Source organism: Pseudomonas sp. Lb2C2 (assembly GCF_052112205.1).
Classification (GTDB): domain Bacteria; phylum Pseudomonadota; class Gammaproteobacteria; order Pseudomonadales; family Pseudomonadaceae; genus Aquipseudomonas; species Aquipseudomonas kilonensis.
Window position 1 is genome coordinate 187390 of sequence record NZ_JAUTYW010000003.1, and the last position, 16175, is coordinate 203564.

The following is a 16175-nucleotide window of genomic DNA, read 5'->3' on the forward strand; positions in this document are numbered from 1 at the left end:
GGGCATTGCCCGCAACGGTAAACGCCGCTATGTCTATATTGCAGGCCATCAGAGCCTTTCTCTTTTACCTGCTGTTGGGCACCAGTTCCTTGCTGTGGTGCTCCCTGAGCTTTTTCATCGCGCCTTTCTTGCCATTCAAGGCGCGCTACCGTTTCATCAATGTGTACTGGTGCCGCTGCGCACTGTGGTTGAGCAAGGTGTTCCTGGGCATCAGCTATGAAGTCAAAGGTGCCGAGAACGTGCCTGACCGGCCCTGCGTGATCCAGTCCAACCACCAGAGCACCTGGGAGACGTTCTTTCTCTCGGCTTATTTCGAACCGTTGAGCCAAGTGCTCAAGCGTGAACTGTTGTTCGTGCCGTTCTTCGGCTGGGCCATGGCGATGCTGCGCCCGATCGCCATCGATCGCGACAACCCCAAGGCGGCCCTCAAGCAGGTGGCGAAGAAGGGCGACGAACTGCTCAAGGATAACGTTTGGGTGCTGATCTTCCCCGAGGGCACCCGTGTTCCTTATGGAACCGTCGGCAAATTCTCCCGCAGCGGTTCGGCATTGGCCGTGAACGCCGATCTTCCCGTGCTGCCGATTGCACACAATGCCGGCAAATTCTGGCCCAAGGCTGGCTGGATCAGGAAACCAGGCGTCATCACTGTGGTGATCGGCGCGCCGATGTATGCCGAAGGCACGGGGCCCCGCGCCATCGCCGACCTCAATGACCGCGTACAAGCCTGGAATGAACAGACGCAGCGGGAAATGGGCTCGCTGCCCCCGACCCCGACAACACCGGCCACCTCCGACCAGCTCGCTGTTTGAGATCTGTGGATAACCTGTGTACCGTTTTTTCGAAATCCGTTGCTTTTATACTGTATGTATATGTTTTTAATACATATTTCCTAAACACATAAAACCCGCGGTTAGGTGCATAAGTTTTTTATAGCACCAAAAGTTCGCAGCCTTCGGCAGCTCCTACAGCCGAAGGCCGCGATCTTTTCAATCTGCCAATAACGGGAAACGCAGGCTGAACGTCGTGCCTTTACCCACCACGCTACGGCACTCGATTTTCCCCTCGTGATGGTCAACCACGGCCTTGACCATCGACAGCCCCAAGCCAATTCCATCGACCCCGTGAGCCGAGGAAAACCGTCGGTACTGCCTGAACAGGTCGGGTAGTTCTTCGGCGCTGATGCCTTTGCCCTGGTCGGCAACATTGCAGATCAACCAGCCCGGAGTGCAATGAACCTGCAGCGAAATGGGGGCGTCGGGTGCGCTGTACTTGATGGCATTTTCCAGCAGATTGAACAGGGCACGGGTCAGCAACGGTTGATCCGCCCTCACCATTGCCTCTTCATCCTCTATTTCATGAACTAACTGGATGCGTTTTGCCTGGGCGATGGGCAGTGCCTGGTCGAGCACATCCAGCACCAGCATGGCGAACAGCGTCGGCTGGAATTGATATGCCTCGGATTCGGCCTTGGCCAATTGCACGAAGCCCTCGGTCAGGTCCAGGGCGCGACGTACCTGGCGCTCGATCTGGTCGAACAGCGGATTATCCCCACCGACCTGATGCCGCTGCACATCGAGCAATGCAAGGATCGCCGAGTGCGGGGCGCGCAAGTCGTGGGAGAGAAAACGCAGCATGACGCTGCGCTGTTCTTCAGCCTCACGTTCGGCGCTCAGGTCCGTGAGGCTCAGCAACCAGCCAATCGGCGCGTCGCCATCAACCGGCAACAATGCCGCCCGTTCCAGGCGCAAGCTGCGCTCGCGAATGTCGCGAAACTCCACCAAGGGCAATGTGGATAACCGGTGATGGGCCCCATGCTCCAACCCTGGATAACCCAATTGCCCGAGATGCTCCAGCACATCGCCACCCGCCAGGCCATGGCCGAACAGCTCGCGCGCCTTGCGATTGCCGAGCAACAGCTTGCCTTGGGGATCACTGATCATGGTCGCCACCGGCAGGTATTCCAGGCCGTCGGCAATGAAGCGCCGGGTGTCGCGGGTTCGACTCATGGCTTGCTCCAGGGCCATGATCTGGCCCTGCAAGCGGTCGCTGCCGGTGTAGGAGGCGCGGCGACGTTCCGGGAAAACCTTCGGTTCCGCGTCCAGGCGTGCCAGCTCCCAGCCGAAATAGGCCAGCACCACGCTCAGGCGCCGCCAATTCCAGATCAGGTAGCCAAACATGATGCCCAGCACACTTGCCATGGGCGACCACCACCAGCCTCGCGCGCCCAGCACGGCACTGGTCAACAGTGCCAGGCTCATGCCGCCCACTGTTGTCCACAGGGCCAGGCGCGGGCGCAACAGCAACAAGCCCAATACACAGGCCACCAAACACACCGACAACAACACAGCGCCTGGATGGTTATTAGCCGTCGATTGGCTGCTCAGTGACAGCAAGGCCGTCAGCGGCAACAGCAACAGACTTATCCACAGCCACTCCCGCACCAACTGACGGAACAACCGCTGGACCTGGGTTGGCTCACGACTTTCACGCCGACGTTGGTTACTCATAGGCCTCCTGGCCAAACTCAAGAACTGGGGATTTTTTCACAGGCCTGCCAAGCCCACGACTATAACGGGACTCGATGGGTGGCGCGCTGCTGTCTTTCCCTCTGTGCCGCGAGCCGGTATTGTCGCAGCCAGCGACAGGTCAATGACAACAAATCAGCCACCGGCTGCGTTTCATTGCCACCTGCAGATGTCCGTTACTCTCGAGATCAAGGAATCGCATTTCATGCGTGTCGCCATACTGGACGATGAACCGGCCGAACTGCGCCGGGTAGAACAGACGCTGCAACAAATCCCTGGCAGGGGCGAACAAGCCTGGACCCTGCACAGCTTTGAGCGAGGTGAGGACTTGTTGCGGCAACTGCGCCGGGAAACCTTCGACCTGTTGATCCTCGACTGGCAACTGCCGGACATCAGCGGGCTTTCATTGCTGCGCTGGACCCGCGAGCACATGGATTCGCCACCGGCCGCAATCATGCTGACCAGTCGCGACGGCGAGCACGACATCGTCCAGGCCCTCAACGCCGGCGCCGACGACTATGTGAGCAAACCCTTCCGACCCAACGAGCTCAAGGCCCGGGTCACCGCTGTGCTGCGCCGTCACAACCTGCAGCGCGCGCCCGCCAGCGACGTGCTGGTGTTCAACGACCTGGCGTTCGACGACGCCGAGCTGACCATCACCCGCGCCGGCATTCCCATCAGCCTGACCGAGCGGGAATACCGCCTGGCCCGGTGCCTGTTCGCCAACCTGGGCCGACCACTGTCTCGGGAGTATTTCTACGAACGCTTCTGGACCCACGAGGAAATGACCTCGTCCCGCCCACTCGACACCCACATCTATCGCCTGCGCAACAAGCTCGGCCTGACGGCGGATCGGGGTTGGCAATTGCTGACGATTTATGGGTATGGGTATCGGTTGGAGAGTGTGGCGGCGGGGAGTGAAGCGTCTGTCGCGAGTTAAACAACGGTCAGTTTGGATACATCTGTGGCGAGGGAGCTTGCTCCCGCTTGAGTGCGAAGCACTCACAAAAAGAGGGGCCGCTGCGCAGCCCAGCGGGAGCAAGCTCCCTCGCCACAATAAATATCAGCCGATCGTCTGCACCAGGCTTCCTGCCTTGGCGATCCGGCGGCGCTGTATCAGCAATCCGGACACGACCACCATTACGCTGAGCAGCCCCGTCGCCAGGATCTCTACACGATGGGCTTCCTGGAACAGCATGATGGTCAAGGCCCCGACGATGAAGACAATCACCGCGTAGGTCAGGCCGGGGAACAGCCACATGCTGAAGGCGACTTTTTCACCACGCGCCATGCGTTGCTTGCGCATGCGCAACTGCGAAACCGCGATGACCAGATACACCAGCAATGCGATGGCGCCGGAGCTGGCCAGCAGGAAATCAAACACAGCAGCCGGCGCCACGTAGTTGGCGAATACCGCCAAAAAGGCCGCACCGGTCGACAGCATCACCGCCCAGTAAGGTGTACCGCTTTTGTTGGTGCGCTGGGAAACGGCCGGCGCATCACCACGCTTGCCCAACGAGAACATCATCCGCGAAGCCGTATACAGCGCCGAGTTCAGGCAGCTCGTGACCGCCACCAGGACGACGATGTCGACGATCAGTTTGGCATTGGGGATGCCCATGCGCTCCAGCACCGTCTGGTAGGAACCGACGCTGGCCAGGAGCGGATCGTTCCACGGCACCAGGGCGACGACGATGAAGATGGATACGAGATAGAACAAGCCAATCCGCCAGATGACCGAGTTGGTCGCCTTGGAAATCTGCTGGCCAGGGTTCTTCGATTCGGCCGCCGCGATGGTCACGATCTCGGTGCCCATGAACGAAAACATGGTGGTCAGGATTGCCCCCAACACCGCGCCCATACCGTTGGGCAGGAAGCCCTGGGTGTCGAACAGGTGCGAAACACCGCTGACCTGGCTGGTAGGCAGCAAGCCGAAGATCGCCATCACACCCAGGCCAATGAAACCGATGATCGCCACCACCTTGACCAGGGCGAACCAGAATTCGAATTCCCCGTAATTCTTCACGCTGAACAGGTTGGTGACCGTCAGCAGCAGGGTGATGACCAAGGTGAAGGCCCAGATCGCCACGTTCGGAAACCAGGCATGCAGGATCGTCGCGGCGGCGTTGGCCTCCAGTGGAATCACCAGGACCCAGAACCACCAGTAGAGCCAGCCGATGGTGAAACCGGCCCAATGCCCAATCGCACGGTCAGCATAGGTCGAGAAGGAGCCGGTGTCCGGCGACGCCACCGCCATTTCGCCCAGCATCCGCATCACCAGTACCACCAGGGCACCCGCGGCAGCGTAAGCCAGCAGCACGGCTGGACCGGCCGCTGCGATAGCGTGGCCGGAGCCAACGAAAAGGCCAGCGCCGATGACGCCGGCGATGGATAGCATCGTCACATGCCGGGGTTTGAGCCCTTGCTCCAGATGATTGGAAGTTTGCGTACCGCTCATTGAGACTACCCTTGGTATTGGATTTATTCGTGTCACCTCGTACCCACCGCTCCCCTGTCAATTTAAAGAAACGATGTGTAATTTATTTAACACGCAAGTTCTGCGCCAGAAAATCTGAAGGCCCGTTATCCGGGGCTCTCACTCAATTCCTAACCTATTGAGCGTGAAGGCTTTGTTCCAAGGTGTTACCGAGTTACCCCGTTTTTTATCCACAAGCCTGAAAAGGGTGCACGTTTTTCAAACGTAAAAAAAAGCCAACGCATAAGCGTTGGCTTTTTTTGGAGCGGTGCTGCTGAAGGGATCAGAAATCCAGGTTGGACACCGCCAGCGCATTGCTCTCGATGAAGTCACGACGAGGCTCGACCGCATCACCCATCAGGGTGTTGAAGATCTGGTCCGCGCCAATGGCGTCTTCGATGGTGACTTTCAGCATCCGCCGCGAGCTTGGGTCCATGGTGGTTTCCCACAGCTGATCCGGGTTCATCTCACCCAGACCTTTGTATCGCTGGATGGTGTGGCGCTTGGTGCTTTCGGCCATCAGCCATTCAAGGGCTTCCTTGAACTCGGTCACGGCTTTCTTGCGTTCGCCACGTTGGATGTAGGCACCTTCGTCCAGCAGCGTGCTCAGTTGCGCGCCCAGGGATACGACGGTCTTGTAGTCGTTGCTGCCGAAGAAGTCGCGGTTGAAGGTGACGTAGTTCGACAGGCCGTGGGAGATCAGTTCGACCTCCGGCAGCCAGACATTACGCTCACGGTCTTCACGCAGGCTGGCTTTGTAGACCAGGCCGGATTTCTCGACAGTGCGCAGGCGTACTTCGTACTGGGCCAGCCAATCCTGCATCGCTGCGTGATCGGACAGTTGCTCCAGGCTCACGGCTGGCAGGTAGATGAAGTGCTCGGTCAGTTCCTGTGGGTACAGGCGCGACAGGCGCTTGAGAGTCTTCATCACCAGACGGAAGTCGTTGACCAGGCGCTCAAGGGCTTCACCGGAAATGCCTGGGGCATCTTCGTTCAGGTGCAGGCTCGCGTCTTCCAGGGCCGACTGCGTCATGTACTCTTCCATGGCGTCGTCGTCTTTGATGTATTGCTCTTGCTTGCCTTTCTTGACCTTGTACAGCGGCGGCTGGGCGATGTAGATGTAGCCGCGCTCGATCAGCTCCGGCAACTGACGGAAGAAGAACGTCAGCAGCAGGGTACGGATGTGCGAACCGTCGACGTCAGCATCGGTCATGATGATGATGTTGTGATAGCGCAGCTTGTCGATGTTGTACTCTTCGCGGCCAATGCCGCAGCCCAACGCCGTGATCAAGGTGCCGACTTCCTGGGAGGAAATCATCTTGTCGAAGCGCGCCTTCTCGACGTTGAGGATCTTGCCCTTGAGCGGCAGGATGGCCTGGGTGCGGCGGTTGCGGCCCTGCTTGGCGGAACCGCCAGCAGAGTCACCTTCCACCAGATACAGCTCGGACAGGGCAGGGTCCTTTTCCTGGCAGTCAGCCAGTTTGCCCGGCAGGCCGGCGATGTCCAGCGCGCCTTTGCGGCGGGTCATCTCACGAGCCTTGCGCGCAGCCTCACGGGCACGAGCGGCGTCGATCATCTTGCCGACCACCAGCTTGGCTTCGTTCGGGTTTTCCAGCAGGAAGTCGGAGAAGTACTTGCCCATTTCCTGTTCAACCGCGGTCTTCACTTCGGAAGACACCAGTTTGTCCTTGGTCTGGGAACTGAACTTCGGATCCGGCACCTTCACCGAGATGATCGCCGTCAGGCCTTCGCGGGCATCGTCACCGGTGGTGGCGACTTTGTGCTTCTTCGCCAGGCCTTCCTGTTCGATGTAGTTGTTCAGGTTACGGGTCAGTGCCGAACGGAAGCCCACCAGGTGGGTACCGCCGTCGCGCTGCGGAATGTTGTTGGTGAAGCACAACAGGTTCTCGTTGAAGCTGTCGTTCCACTGCAGGGCGATTTCCACGCCGATGCCGTCTTCACGCTGGATGTTGAAGTGGAACACCTGGTTGACCGGGGTCTTGTTGGTGTTCAGATACTCGACGAACGCACGCAGGCCACCTTCGTACTTGAACAGCTCTTCCTTGCCGCTGCGCTCGTCCTTGAGGACGATGCCAACACCAGAGTTGAGGAAGGACAGTTCACGAATCCGCTTGGCCAGGATGTCCCAGCTGAAGTGGATATTCTTGAAAGTTTCGCTCGAGGCCTTGAAGTGAATCTGGGTGCCGGTGCTTTCGCTGTCGCCAACGATCGCCATCGGTGCCTGGGGCACACCGTGGATGTAGGTCTGTTCCCATATCTTGCCGCTGCGGCGAACGGTCAGGACCAGTTGTTCGGACAGAGCGTTCACTACCGATACACCTACGCCGTGCAGACCGCCGGAGACCTTGTAGGAGTTGTCGTCGAACTTACCGCCTGCGTGGAGGACGGTCATGATGACCTCAGCGGCGGAAACGCCTTCCTCTTTATGCACGTCTACCGGGATGCCACGGCCGTTGTCGCGAACGGTGATGGACTCATCCGGGTGGATGATGATGCTGATGTCGTCGCAATGGCCGGCGAGGGCTTCGTCGATGGAGTTGTCGACCACCTCGAACACCATGTGGTGCAGGCCGCTACCATCGTCGGTGTCACCAATGTACATACCGGGACGTTTGCGTACGGCATCCAGGCCTTTCAGCACTTTAATGCTCGTTGAGTCGTACGTATTTTCTTCGCTCAATGCCTTCACTCCCGATGGTCGTGGGTCTGGGTGATACGGCCCTGTTCCACGTGGAACAGAGCGACTGGCGTTTCCGTCTGCCAGCCTTCCCTCAATAATTCGTGGTCTACACAGGTGATGAACACCTGGCAGCGTAAGTCTTCCAGCAAGCGGCATAGCGCGCGACGGTGGGCTTCGTCCAGCTCGGACGGCAAGTCATCCACCAGATAAATACACTGACCGCGACGGGCCTGGCTGACCAGATGCCCCTGGGCGATACGCAAGGCACACACCACCAACTTCTGCTGCCCCCGGGACAAGATGTCCGCGGCGTTATGTGCGCCCAATCTGAGACGCAAGTCAGCACGTTGTGGTCCGGCCTGGGTATGGCCCATCTGCTGGTCCCGCTGCAGCGAGCCAGCCAACACGGTGCTCAGTTCCCGGTCCTTGTCCCAGCCTCGGTAATAGCTGAGCGTCAGGCCCTCAAGCTCAACCAGTTCGCTCAAGGTCTGCTCGAAGACCGGTTTCAAGGCTTTGATGTAAGCGCGGCGGTATTCATCGATTTCAGCGCTGGCCTGGCACAGTTCCCTGTCCCAAACCGCTTGCGAAACGGCGTCAAGTGTACCATGTCGCAGCCAAGAGTTTCGCTGGCGCAGCGCCTTCTGCAGGCGTTGCCAAGTCGTCATGAAGCGCGGTTCCACGTGGAACACGCCCCAGTCGAGAAATTGCCGGCGAATCTTCGGTGCGCCCTCCAGCAGACGGAAGCTGTCCGGGTTGATCAACTGCAACGGCAGGATCTCCGCCAGCTGAGCAGCGCTGCGGGCGTTCTGCCCATCGATGCGGATCTGGAACTCGCCTTGCCGGTCCCGCGAGATCCCCAGGGCGCTATGGCCGCCTTCCGCCAGTTCCACCTGGCCGAACACCGTGCACGCCAGTTGATCGTACTGGATGACCGGTAACAGGCGGCTGCTGCGAAACGAACGTGCAAGCCCGAGCAGGTGCACGGCTTCCAGGACGCTGGTTTTGCCGCTGCCGTTGGCGCCGTAAAGGATATTGATGCGGGGGGAAGGGGAGAAGGTCACCGGGTGCAGATTGCGCACCGCGGTGACCGAGACGCGACTTAAGGACATCTAGCTTCTGCTGGGCATGGGCATGATTACAGACGCATCGGCATGACAACGTAAGCCGAATCGTCGTTGTCGGACTCTTGCACCAGCGCACTGCTGTTGGAGTCGGACAGGATCAGACGCACTTGCTCGGTGGTCATCACGCCCAGCACGTCGAGCAGGTAGCTGACGTTAAAGCCGATTTCCAGGGAGCCGCCGTTGTACTCGACGCCTACTTCTTCTTCCGCTTCTTCCTGCTCCGGGTTGTTCGCCTGGATCTTCAACTGACCATTGGCCAATTGCAGGCGGATGCCACGGTACTTCTCGTTGGACAGGATCGCGGTGCGGCTGAAAGCTTCGCGCAGCGCCTGACGGTCGCCCAGGACCAGTTTGTCGCCACCTTTTGGCAGCACGCGTTCGTAGTCAGGGAATTTGCCGTCCACCAGCTTCGACGTGAAGGTAAACTCGCCAGTGGTGGCGCGAATGTGGTGCTGGCCCAGCACGATGCTGACGTTGCCGTCCGGCTCGGTCAGCAGACGGGCCAGCTCCAGGATACCTTTACGCGGCACGATCACCTGGTGGCGATCTGGCTGACCGATATCGGCCTGCATCGAGCACATGGCCAGGCGATGCCCGTCGGTGGCGACGGCGCGGATGACGCCGGCAGACACTTCCAGGAGCATGCCGTTGAGGTAATAACGCACGTCCTGCTGGGCCATGGCGAAGCTGGTGCGTTCGATCAGGCGACGCAATTTGCTCTGGTCCAGGCTGCAGGTCAGCGAACCCGGGCCTTCTTCAACGGTCGGGAAATCGTTGGCTGGCAGTGTGGACAAGGTGAAACGGCTGCGACCGGCCTTGACCACGAGCTTCTGCTCATCGACCTTGATGTCGATCAGCGCGTCGTTGGGCAGGCTCTTGCAGATGTCCATCAGCTTGCGCGCCGGCACGGTGATGGAGCCCGGATCGGCCGGTTCTTCAAGTTGCACACGACCGACCAGCTCGACTTCCAGGTCGGTACCGGTCAGCGACAGTTGCTGGCCTTCGACAACCAGCAGCACGTTGGAAAGTACCGGCAAGGTCTGGCGGCGTTCGACGACGCCTGCGACCAGTTGCAGGGGTTTCAACAGGGCTTCGCGTTGAATGGTGAAATGCATGGTCTAGTCCCTTGCCTTAATAAGCTGCGCTGGTGGTCATCAAGTGGTCAGTGTACGCAGCAGGTTCTTGTAGTCCTCGCGGATGTCCGCGTCGGATTCCTTAAGTTCGTTGATCTTGCGGCAGGCGTGCAACACCGTGGTGTGGTCGCGTCCGCCAAACACATCGCCAATTTCCGGCAGGCTGTGGTTGGTCAGTTCCTTGGACAGGGCCATCGCCACCTGGCGCGGACGTGCTACCGAACGCGAACGGCGTTTGGACAACAGGTCGGAAATCTTGATTTTGTAGTATTCCGCAACCGTTCGCTGAATGTTATCCACAGAAACCAATTTGTCCTGGAGCGCCAGCAGGTCCTTCAAGGATTCGCGAATCAACTCGATGGTGATATCGCGGCCCATGAAGTGCGAGTGAGCGATCACCCGCTTGAGGGCACCTTCGAGCTCACGCACGTTGGAGCGGATACGCTGGGCGATGAAGAACGCCGCGTCGTGAGGCAGCTCGACCTTGGCCTGGTCGGCTTTCTTCATCAGGATCGCGACGCGGGTTTCCAGCTCGGGCGGCTCGACTGCCACCGTCAGGCCCCAGCCGAAACGCGATTTGAGGCGTTCTTCAAGGCCTTCGATTTCTTTCGGGTAGCGGTCACTGGTGAGAATGACCTGCTGCCCGCCTTCAAGCAATGCGTTGAAGGTGTGGAAAAACTCTTCCTGGGAACGTTCCTTGCGGGCGAAGAACTGAATGTCGTCGATCAGCAAGGCGTCCACCGAACGGTAGAAACGCTTGAACTCATTGATCGCGTTCAGTTGCAGCGCCTTGACCATGTCGGCCACGAAACGCTCGGAATGCAGGTACACGACCTTGGCATTCGGGTTCTTCTTTAATAGATGGTTGCCCACCGCATGCATCAAGTGGGTCTTACCCAAGCCGACGCCGCCATAAAGGAAGAGCGGGTTGTAGCCATGCTTGGGGTTGTCCGCAACCTGCCAGGCCGCCGCGCGAGCCAGTTGGTTGGATTTACCTTCGACGAAATTCTCGAAGGTGAAGGTCCGGTTCAGGTAGCTGGTGTGCTTGAGCGCACCTTCGACCTGGACGGTGCGCTGTTCGGCACGCACCGGCGCCTGCTGGGAGCTGGCACCGGCCATCGGGTCGAAGCTGTCCCGGGAGGGCTCTTCGCTGACCTCGGCGACCTTTTGTGCGTTGCGTTTGCTCGGGGCAGGCGCCGGTGCCGGGGCAGCATGGTTGTTAACCGGTGCCGTTGCAGTCTGCTGGGCCTGTGACGCTGCGGCGGCCAGCGGTGCGTTGGGTGCGGCGCGCGGTGCCGAGCTGCGCTTGCTGCCTATTAATAAGGACAACGCAGGCGCCATGCCATTGCCATGCTCGTCGAGCAGTTCCATGACCCGGCCCAGGTACTTTTCGTTGACCCAGTCGAGAACGAAACGGTTCGGTGCATAGACACGCAACTCGTCGCCTTCGGCTTCGACCTGTAGTGGACGGATCCAAGTGTTGAATTGTTGGGCAGGCAGCTCATCGCGCAAAAGCTCTACGCACTGCTGCCAAAGTTCCACTGACACGGATATCCCCTAAGTTGAAAGCCGGTGAGGCAAAAACAAGCGGCCATTGTAGCGAGCAGACGGCCACTTATCCACATGCAGCTTGCTGATCGCCCATGATTTATCAATGCGTTAACAGAGAGAAAGACGACGGGCGGTCAGTGGATAAGCTCTGTGGATAACCGTGCCTGAGGTCGTTGCACAAGTGGGGGTGAAAGTCGGTGGATAACCGCCCTGTGGATAACCCGGCATTCCACACACAGCTTATCCGACAGCGCAGCACAGGCTGGCCACTGCTTTCCCCTGTAGTTGTCATTCTCTGTACATGGCGGATTACAAGGCCTGAGCATGGTTATCCACAGAAAGGTGGCTGCCTTGCTTTTATAAGCTTTACAGAAAAGCTTTAAATAATTCCCTTCTTTATTTCTATATCTAGGGCTGTGTGATGAATCCGCCGAAGCGCCCGGATATCTATTTAAAGGAAACGCTGGTTGGAAATTGACCTAGAGGCTTGCTTTCTCTAGAATCCCCGGTCTCTTAAAACGGGGGCCATTCCGGCCCGTTGTGGACGAACCAGGTAACACGACATGAAACGTACTTTCCAACCAAGCACTATCAAACGCGCTCGTACCCACGGTTTCCGTGCTCGCATGGCTACCAAGAACGGTCGTGCCGTCCTGTCGCGTCGTCGCGCCAAAGGTCGTGCGCGTCTGGCAGTTTGATAATCCGGCACTGGAGGTGAGTCAGGACTTCAGTCGGGAAAAGCGTCTGCTTACCCCCCGGCATTTCAAGGCAGTCTTTGACTCCCCTACCGGCAAGGTTCCGGGGAAAAATCTCCTGCTCCTTGCGCGCAGCAACGATCTCGATCACCCCCGACTAGGGCTGGTAATCGGGAAAAAGAGCGTCAAGCTCTCCGTTCAGCGCAATCGCCTCAAACGTCTGATGCGCGAATCGTTTCGCCTTAACCAGGATTCACTGGTTGGATGGGACATTGTTATCGTCGCGCGCAAAGGTTTGGGTGACGTAGAAAACCCCGAATTGATTCAGCATTTCGGCAAGCTCTGGAAGCGTCTGGCCCGCAACAAGCCAGTACCAGCAGTCAACACCGAAACTGTAGGGGTAGACAGTCCCGATGCGTAAACTGGCACTCGTTCCGATCCAGTTTTACCGCTATGCCATTAGTCCTTTGATGGCCAGTCACTGTCGTTTCTACCCCAGTTGTTCCTGCTACGCGTACGAAGCCATAGAAAATCATGGCCTACTGCGCGGTGGCTGGCTGACCTTTCGTCGTTTAGGTCGCTGTCATCCGTGGAATCCCGGCGGCTATGACCCGGTTCCGCCTATCCCTACCTCCCGTTCTTCTTCGATGGCCGAGTAATCATGGATATCAAACGCACGATCCTGATCGTCGCCCTGGCAATCGTGTCCTACGTCATGGTCCTTAAATGGAACCAGGACTATGGCCAGGCTGCCCTGCCGACTCAGAATGTTGCAGCCAGCAATACCGCACCGAGCCTGCCGGATGTCCCAGTTGGCAACAACGCTGCCAGCAATGACGACATCCCGCGCGCGGCAAGCGATACCAGCGCTCCCGCCGAAGCCCCCGTGGCCGTAAGCAAAGATCTCATCCAGATCAAGACGGACGTGCTCGAGCTGGCAATCGATCCACAGGGTGGTGACGTCGCCCAGCTGAAGCTGCCGCTGTACCCGCGTCGCCAGGATCATCCGGAAATCCCGTTCCAGTTGTTCGATAACGGTAACGAGCGCACCTATCTGGCCCAAAGTGGCCTGATCGGTACCAACGGCCCGGATTCGGACCCGGCCGGTCGCCCGGTCTACTCCGCCGAGAAGAAGACTTATCAACTGGCTGACGGTCAGGACCAACTGGTCGTGGACTTGAAGTTCAGCAAGGATGGCGTCAACTACATCAAGCGTTTCACCTTGAAACGTGGCCTGTATGACGTAACCGTCTCCTACCTGGTCGACAACCAGAGCGCCCAGCCTTGGTCCGGCGCGATGTTCGCGCAACTCAAGCGTGACGCCAGCGACGATCCTTCTTCCAGCACGGCCACCGGCACCGCGACTTACCTGGGCGCTGCCCTGTGGACAAGTTCGGAGCCGTACAAGAAAGTGTCCATGAAGGACATGGACAAGGGCCAGGTCAAGGAAACCGTCCAAGGTGGCTGGGTTGCCTGGCTGCAGCACTATTTTGTAACAGCCTGGATCCCGCAGAAGGGCGAAAGCAACCTCGTCCAGACGCGTAAAGACAGCAAAGGCAACTACATCGTCGGTTACACCGGGCCGGCATTGACCGCTGCGCCAGGTGCAAAAGTCGAGACCAGCGCCATTCTGTATGCCGGTCCAAAAAGCCAGGCCGTCTTGAAAGAGTTGTCCCCAGGTCTGGAACTGACCGTGGACTACGGTTTCCTGTGGTTCATTGCCCAGCCGATCTTCTGGCTGCTGCAACATATCCACAGCATCGTTGGTAACTGGGGCTGGTCGATCATTTTCCTGACCATGCTGATCAAGGGGATTTTCTTCCCGTTGTCGGCCGCCAGCTACAAATCCATGGCGCGCATGCGCGCAGTGGCGCCGAAACTGGCTGCCCTGAAAGAACAACATGGCGATGACCGGCAGAAAATGTCCCAAGCCATGATGGAGCTGTACAAGAAAGAGAAGATCAACCCGCTGGGTGGATGCTTGCCGATTCTTGTGCAGATGCCTGTGTTCCTGGCGCTGTACTGGGTTCTGCTGGAAAGCGTGGAGATGCGTCAGGCACCGTTCATGCTGTGGATTACCGACCTGTCGATCAAGGATCCGTTCTTCATCCTGCCGATCATCATGGGCGCGACCATGTTCATCCAGCAGCAGCTGAACCCAACGCCTCCGGATCCGATGCAGGCGAAGGTCATGAAAATGATGCCAATCATCTTCACCTTCTTCTTCCTGTGGTTCCCGGCTGGCCTTGTGCTGTACTGGGTTGTGAACAACGTGCTGTCCATCACTCAGCAGTGGTACATCACGCGTAAGATCGAAGCGGCTGCGAAAAAAGCCGAGGCGTAACTTGCTCTGTGGATAACCACACAAAACGCCCCCTAGTGGGGCGTTTTGCTATCTGCCACTTTTGTCTGGATACCGGTTTATGAGCGCTCCGCGTGAAACCATCGCCGCCGTTGCCACCGCCCAAGGTCGCGGCGGTGTCGGCATCGTCCGTATTTCGGGGCCCTTGGCCAGTGTTGCGGCCAAGGCTATCAGCGGTCGCGAACTCAAGCCGCGGTTTGCTCATTACGGCCCGTTTTTCAGTGATGACCAGCAGGTGCTCGACGAGGGGCTGACCTTGTATTTCCCGGGGCCGAATTCGTTCACCGGCGAAGACGTGCTGGAACTGCAAGGACATGGCGGCCCCATCGTGCTGGACATGCTGCTCAAGCGTTGCCTTGAACTGGGCTGTCGTCTGGCCCGGCCGGGGGAGTTCAGCGAACGGGCCTTCCTCAACGACAAGCTCGACCTGGCCCAGGCCGAGGCGATCGCCGATTTGATCGAAGCCAGTTCTGCACAGGCGGCGCGCAACGCATTGCGTTCCTTGCAGGGTGCGTTTTCCCAACGTGTGCATAACCTCACCGAGCAATTGATCGGCCTGCGGATCTACGTCGAGGCCGCGATTGATTTCCCGGAAGAGGAAATCGATTTTCTTGCCGATGGCCACGTGCTGAGCATGCTGGATAAAGTGCGCGATGAGTTATCCACAGTACTGCGCGAAGCCGGGCAGGGTGCCTTGCTGCGCGATGGGATGACCGTGGTGATCGCCGGACGGCCGAATGCCGGCAAGTCCAGCTTGTTGAATGCCCTGGCCGGTCGCGAAGCGGCGATCGTCACCGAGATCGCAGGCACCACCCGGGACATCCTGCGTGAACATATCCACATCGACGGCATGCCGCTGCACGTAGTGGATACCGCAGGTTTGCGCGACACCGATGACCAGGTGGAAAAAATCGGCGTTGAACGGGCTCTGAAGGCCATTGGTGAAGCCGACCGGGTATTGCTGGTGGTAGATGCCACCGCGCCGGAAGCGGACGATCCATTTGCCTTGTGGCCTGAATTCCTCGAGGTCCGCCCGGATCCCGCGAAAGTCACGCTGATTCGCAACAAGGCCGACCTGACCGGGGAAGCGATTGTCCTTGAGGTCAGCAACGACGGCCATGTGACCATCAGCCTGAGCGCTAAGTCAGCGGGTGAGGGCCTGGAACTGCTGCGCGAGCACCTCAAGGCCTGCATGGGCTATGAGCAGACGTCGGAAAGCAGCTTCAGCGCCCGCCGGCGGCATCTTGAAGCCTTGCGCCATGCCAGTGCCGCCCTGGAACACGGTCGTGCGCAGCTGACCTTGGCGGGGGCGGGTGAGTTGTTGGCCGAAGACCTGCGCCAGGCCCAACATTCCCTAGGGGAAATTACCGGCGCCTTCAGCTCCGATGACCTGCTGGGGCGGATCTTTTCCAGCTTCTGCATCGGTAAATAACCTCGCCTTTGCAACCGGGTTTGCCCTCGAAGCCTCTCGAGTCCAACGCAAACCCGGTTTTCCCTCTCTTTTTTAAACTGATTGCCCTTGATGGCGGCTTGCCTGTGGACACTGCGGCGATCCATCGCGGCGGTTTTCTGTGGATTAAGCCCTGTGAATAACTGCCATTGAGGTCG

The 16175-nt window shown here is 58.8% G+C and carries 13 protein-coding genes; 7 read left to right on the forward strand and 6 right to left on the reverse strand.

Annotated features, from left to right (window positions below):
* Positions 1 to 29: 29 nt before the first annotated feature.
* Complete coding sequence (locus tag Q7F16_RS09190) at positions 30 to 809, forward strand: lysophospholipid acyltransferase family protein (RefSeq protein WP_046063381.1); 780 nt, start codon at positions 30 to 32, stop codon at positions 807 to 809.
* A 177-nt stretch (positions 810 to 986) separates the two neighbouring features.
* Here Q7F16_RS09190 and Q7F16_RS09195 read toward each other — a convergent pair whose 3' ends face one another.
* Positions 987 to 2507: a PAS domain-containing sensor histidine kinase gene (locus Q7F16_RS09195; RefSeq protein WP_409555680.1), complete on the reverse strand. Its 1521-nt coding sequence runs from the start codon at positions 2505 to 2507 to the stop codon at positions 987 to 989.
* 223 nt (positions 2508 to 2730) lie between these two features.
* Here Q7F16_RS09195 and Q7F16_RS09200 point away from each other — a divergent pair, with 223 nt between their 5' ends.
* Positions 2731 to 3465 (forward strand): response regulator transcription factor, encoded by a 735-nt coding sequence (locus Q7F16_RS09200; RefSeq protein WP_014335791.1) that lies wholly within the window; start codon positions 2731 to 2733, stop codon positions 3463 to 3465.
* Positions 3466 to 3588: 123 nt separating this feature from the next.
* Here the strand turns inward: Q7F16_RS09200 and gabP are convergent, their stop codons facing one another.
* From gabP to dnaA, 5 genes are all read right to left on the reverse strand, one after another.
* Positions 3589 to 4983 carry a GABA permease gene (gene gabP / locus Q7F16_RS09205; protein ID WP_046063379.1) on the reverse strand — a complete coding sequence of 465 codons (1395 nt, stop codon included), beginning with the start codon at positions 4981 to 4983 and terminating at the stop codon, positions 3589 to 3591.
* 301 nt (positions 4984 to 5284) lie between these two features.
* Entirely contained in the window at positions 5285 to 7702 is a 2418-nt protein-coding gene (gene gyrB / locus Q7F16_RS09210; RefSeq protein ID WP_046063426.1) for a DNA topoisomerase (ATP-hydrolyzing) subunit B, read from the reverse strand.
* A gap of 5 nt (positions 7703 to 7707) precedes the next feature.
* Positions 7708 to 8811 (reverse strand): DNA replication/repair protein RecF, encoded by a 1104-nt coding sequence (recF, locus tag Q7F16_RS09215; RefSeq protein ID WP_046063378.1) that lies wholly within the window; start codon positions 8809 to 8811, stop codon positions 7708 to 7710.
* 26 nt (positions 8812 to 8837) lie between these two features.
* Entirely contained in the window at positions 8838 to 9941 is a 1104-nt protein-coding gene (gene dnaN, locus Q7F16_RS09220; protein ID WP_003196145.1) for a DNA polymerase III subunit beta, read from the reverse strand.
* Between the two features lie 39 nt (positions 9942 to 9980).
* Positions 9981 to 11507, reverse strand: coding sequence for a chromosomal replication initiator protein DnaA (dnaA, locus tag Q7F16_RS09225; protein ID WP_024616799.1), 1527 nt, complete (start codon positions 11505 to 11507; stop codon positions 9981 to 9983).
* 566 nt (positions 11508 to 12073) lie between these two features.
* On the opposite strand from dnaA, the gene rpmH reads away from it, so the two are divergent.
* The 5 genes from rpmH (at position 12074) to mnmE (ending at position 15999) form a co-directional block, all read left to right on the forward strand.
* Complete coding sequence (rpmH, locus tag Q7F16_RS09230) at positions 12074 to 12208, forward strand: 50S ribosomal protein L34 (protein WP_003213577.1); 135 nt, start codon at positions 12074 to 12076, stop codon at positions 12206 to 12208.
* Positions 12209 to 12224: 16 nt separating this feature from the next.
* The gene (rnpA, locus tag Q7F16_RS09235) at positions 12225 to 12626 is read left to right on the forward strand and encodes a ribonuclease P protein component (protein ID WP_003207107.1); all 402 of its coding nucleotides are present in this window, start codon (positions 12225 to 12227) and stop codon (positions 12624 to 12626) included.
* A complete protein-coding gene (yidD, locus tag Q7F16_RS09240; RefSeq protein WP_010465488.1) occupies positions 12619 to 12864 on the forward strand; it encodes a membrane protein insertion efficiency factor YidD in 246 nt (81 codons plus the stop codon). The genes rnpA and yidD overlap by 8 nt, the downstream gene beginning before the upstream one ends.
* A gap of 2 nt (positions 12865 to 12866) precedes the next feature.
* A complete protein-coding gene (yidC, locus tag Q7F16_RS09245) occupies positions 12867 to 14549 on the forward strand; it encodes a membrane protein insertase YidC (protein WP_046063377.1) in 1683 nt (560 codons plus the stop codon).
* A 79-nt stretch (positions 14550 to 14628) separates the two neighbouring features.
* Positions 14629 to 15999 carry a tRNA uridine-5-carboxymethylaminomethyl(34) synthesis GTPase MnmE gene (gene mnmE / locus Q7F16_RS09250; protein ID WP_046063376.1) on the forward strand — a complete coding sequence of 457 codons (1371 nt, stop codon included), beginning with the start codon at positions 14629 to 14631 and terminating at the stop codon, positions 15997 to 15999.
* Positions 16000 to 16175 lie beyond the last annotated feature (176 nt).

Coding starts and splice junctions, on each gene's coding strand:
- Q7F16_RS09190 (WP_046063381.1), top strand. CDS start 30: ATGTCTATATTGCAGGCCATCAGAGCCTTTCTCTTTTACCTGCTGTTG.
- Q7F16_RS09195 (WP_409555680.1), bottom strand. CDS start 2,507: ATGAGTAACCAACGTCGGCGTGAAAGTCGTGAGCCAACCCAGGTCCAG.
- Q7F16_RS09200 (WP_014335791.1), top strand. CDS start 2,731: ATGCGTGTCGCCATACTGGACGATGAACCGGCCGAACTGCGCCGGGTA.
- gabP (WP_046063379.1), bottom strand. CDS start 4,983: ATGAGCGGTACGCAAACTTCCAATCATCTGGAGCAAGGGCTCAAACCC.
- recF (WP_046063378.1), bottom strand. CDS start 8,811: ATGTCCTTAAGTCGCGTCTCGGTCACCGCGGTGCGCAATCTGCACCCG.
- dnaN (WP_003196145.1), bottom strand. CDS start 9,941: ATGCATTTCACCATTCAACGCGAAGCCCTGTTGAAACCCCTGCAACTG.
- rpmH (WP_003213577.1), top strand. CDS start 12,074: ATGAAACGTACTTTCCAACCAAGCACTATCAAACGCGCTCGTACCCAC.
- yidD (WP_010465488.1), top strand. CDS start 12,619: ATGCGTAAACTGGCACTCGTTCCGATCCAGTTTTACCGCTATGCCATT.
- yidC (WP_046063377.1), top strand. CDS start 12,867: ATGGATATCAAACGCACGATCCTGATCGTCGCCCTGGCAATCGTGTCC.
- mnmE (WP_046063376.1), top strand. CDS start 14,629: ATGAGCGCTCCGCGTGAAACCATCGCCGCCGTTGCCACCGCCCAAGGT.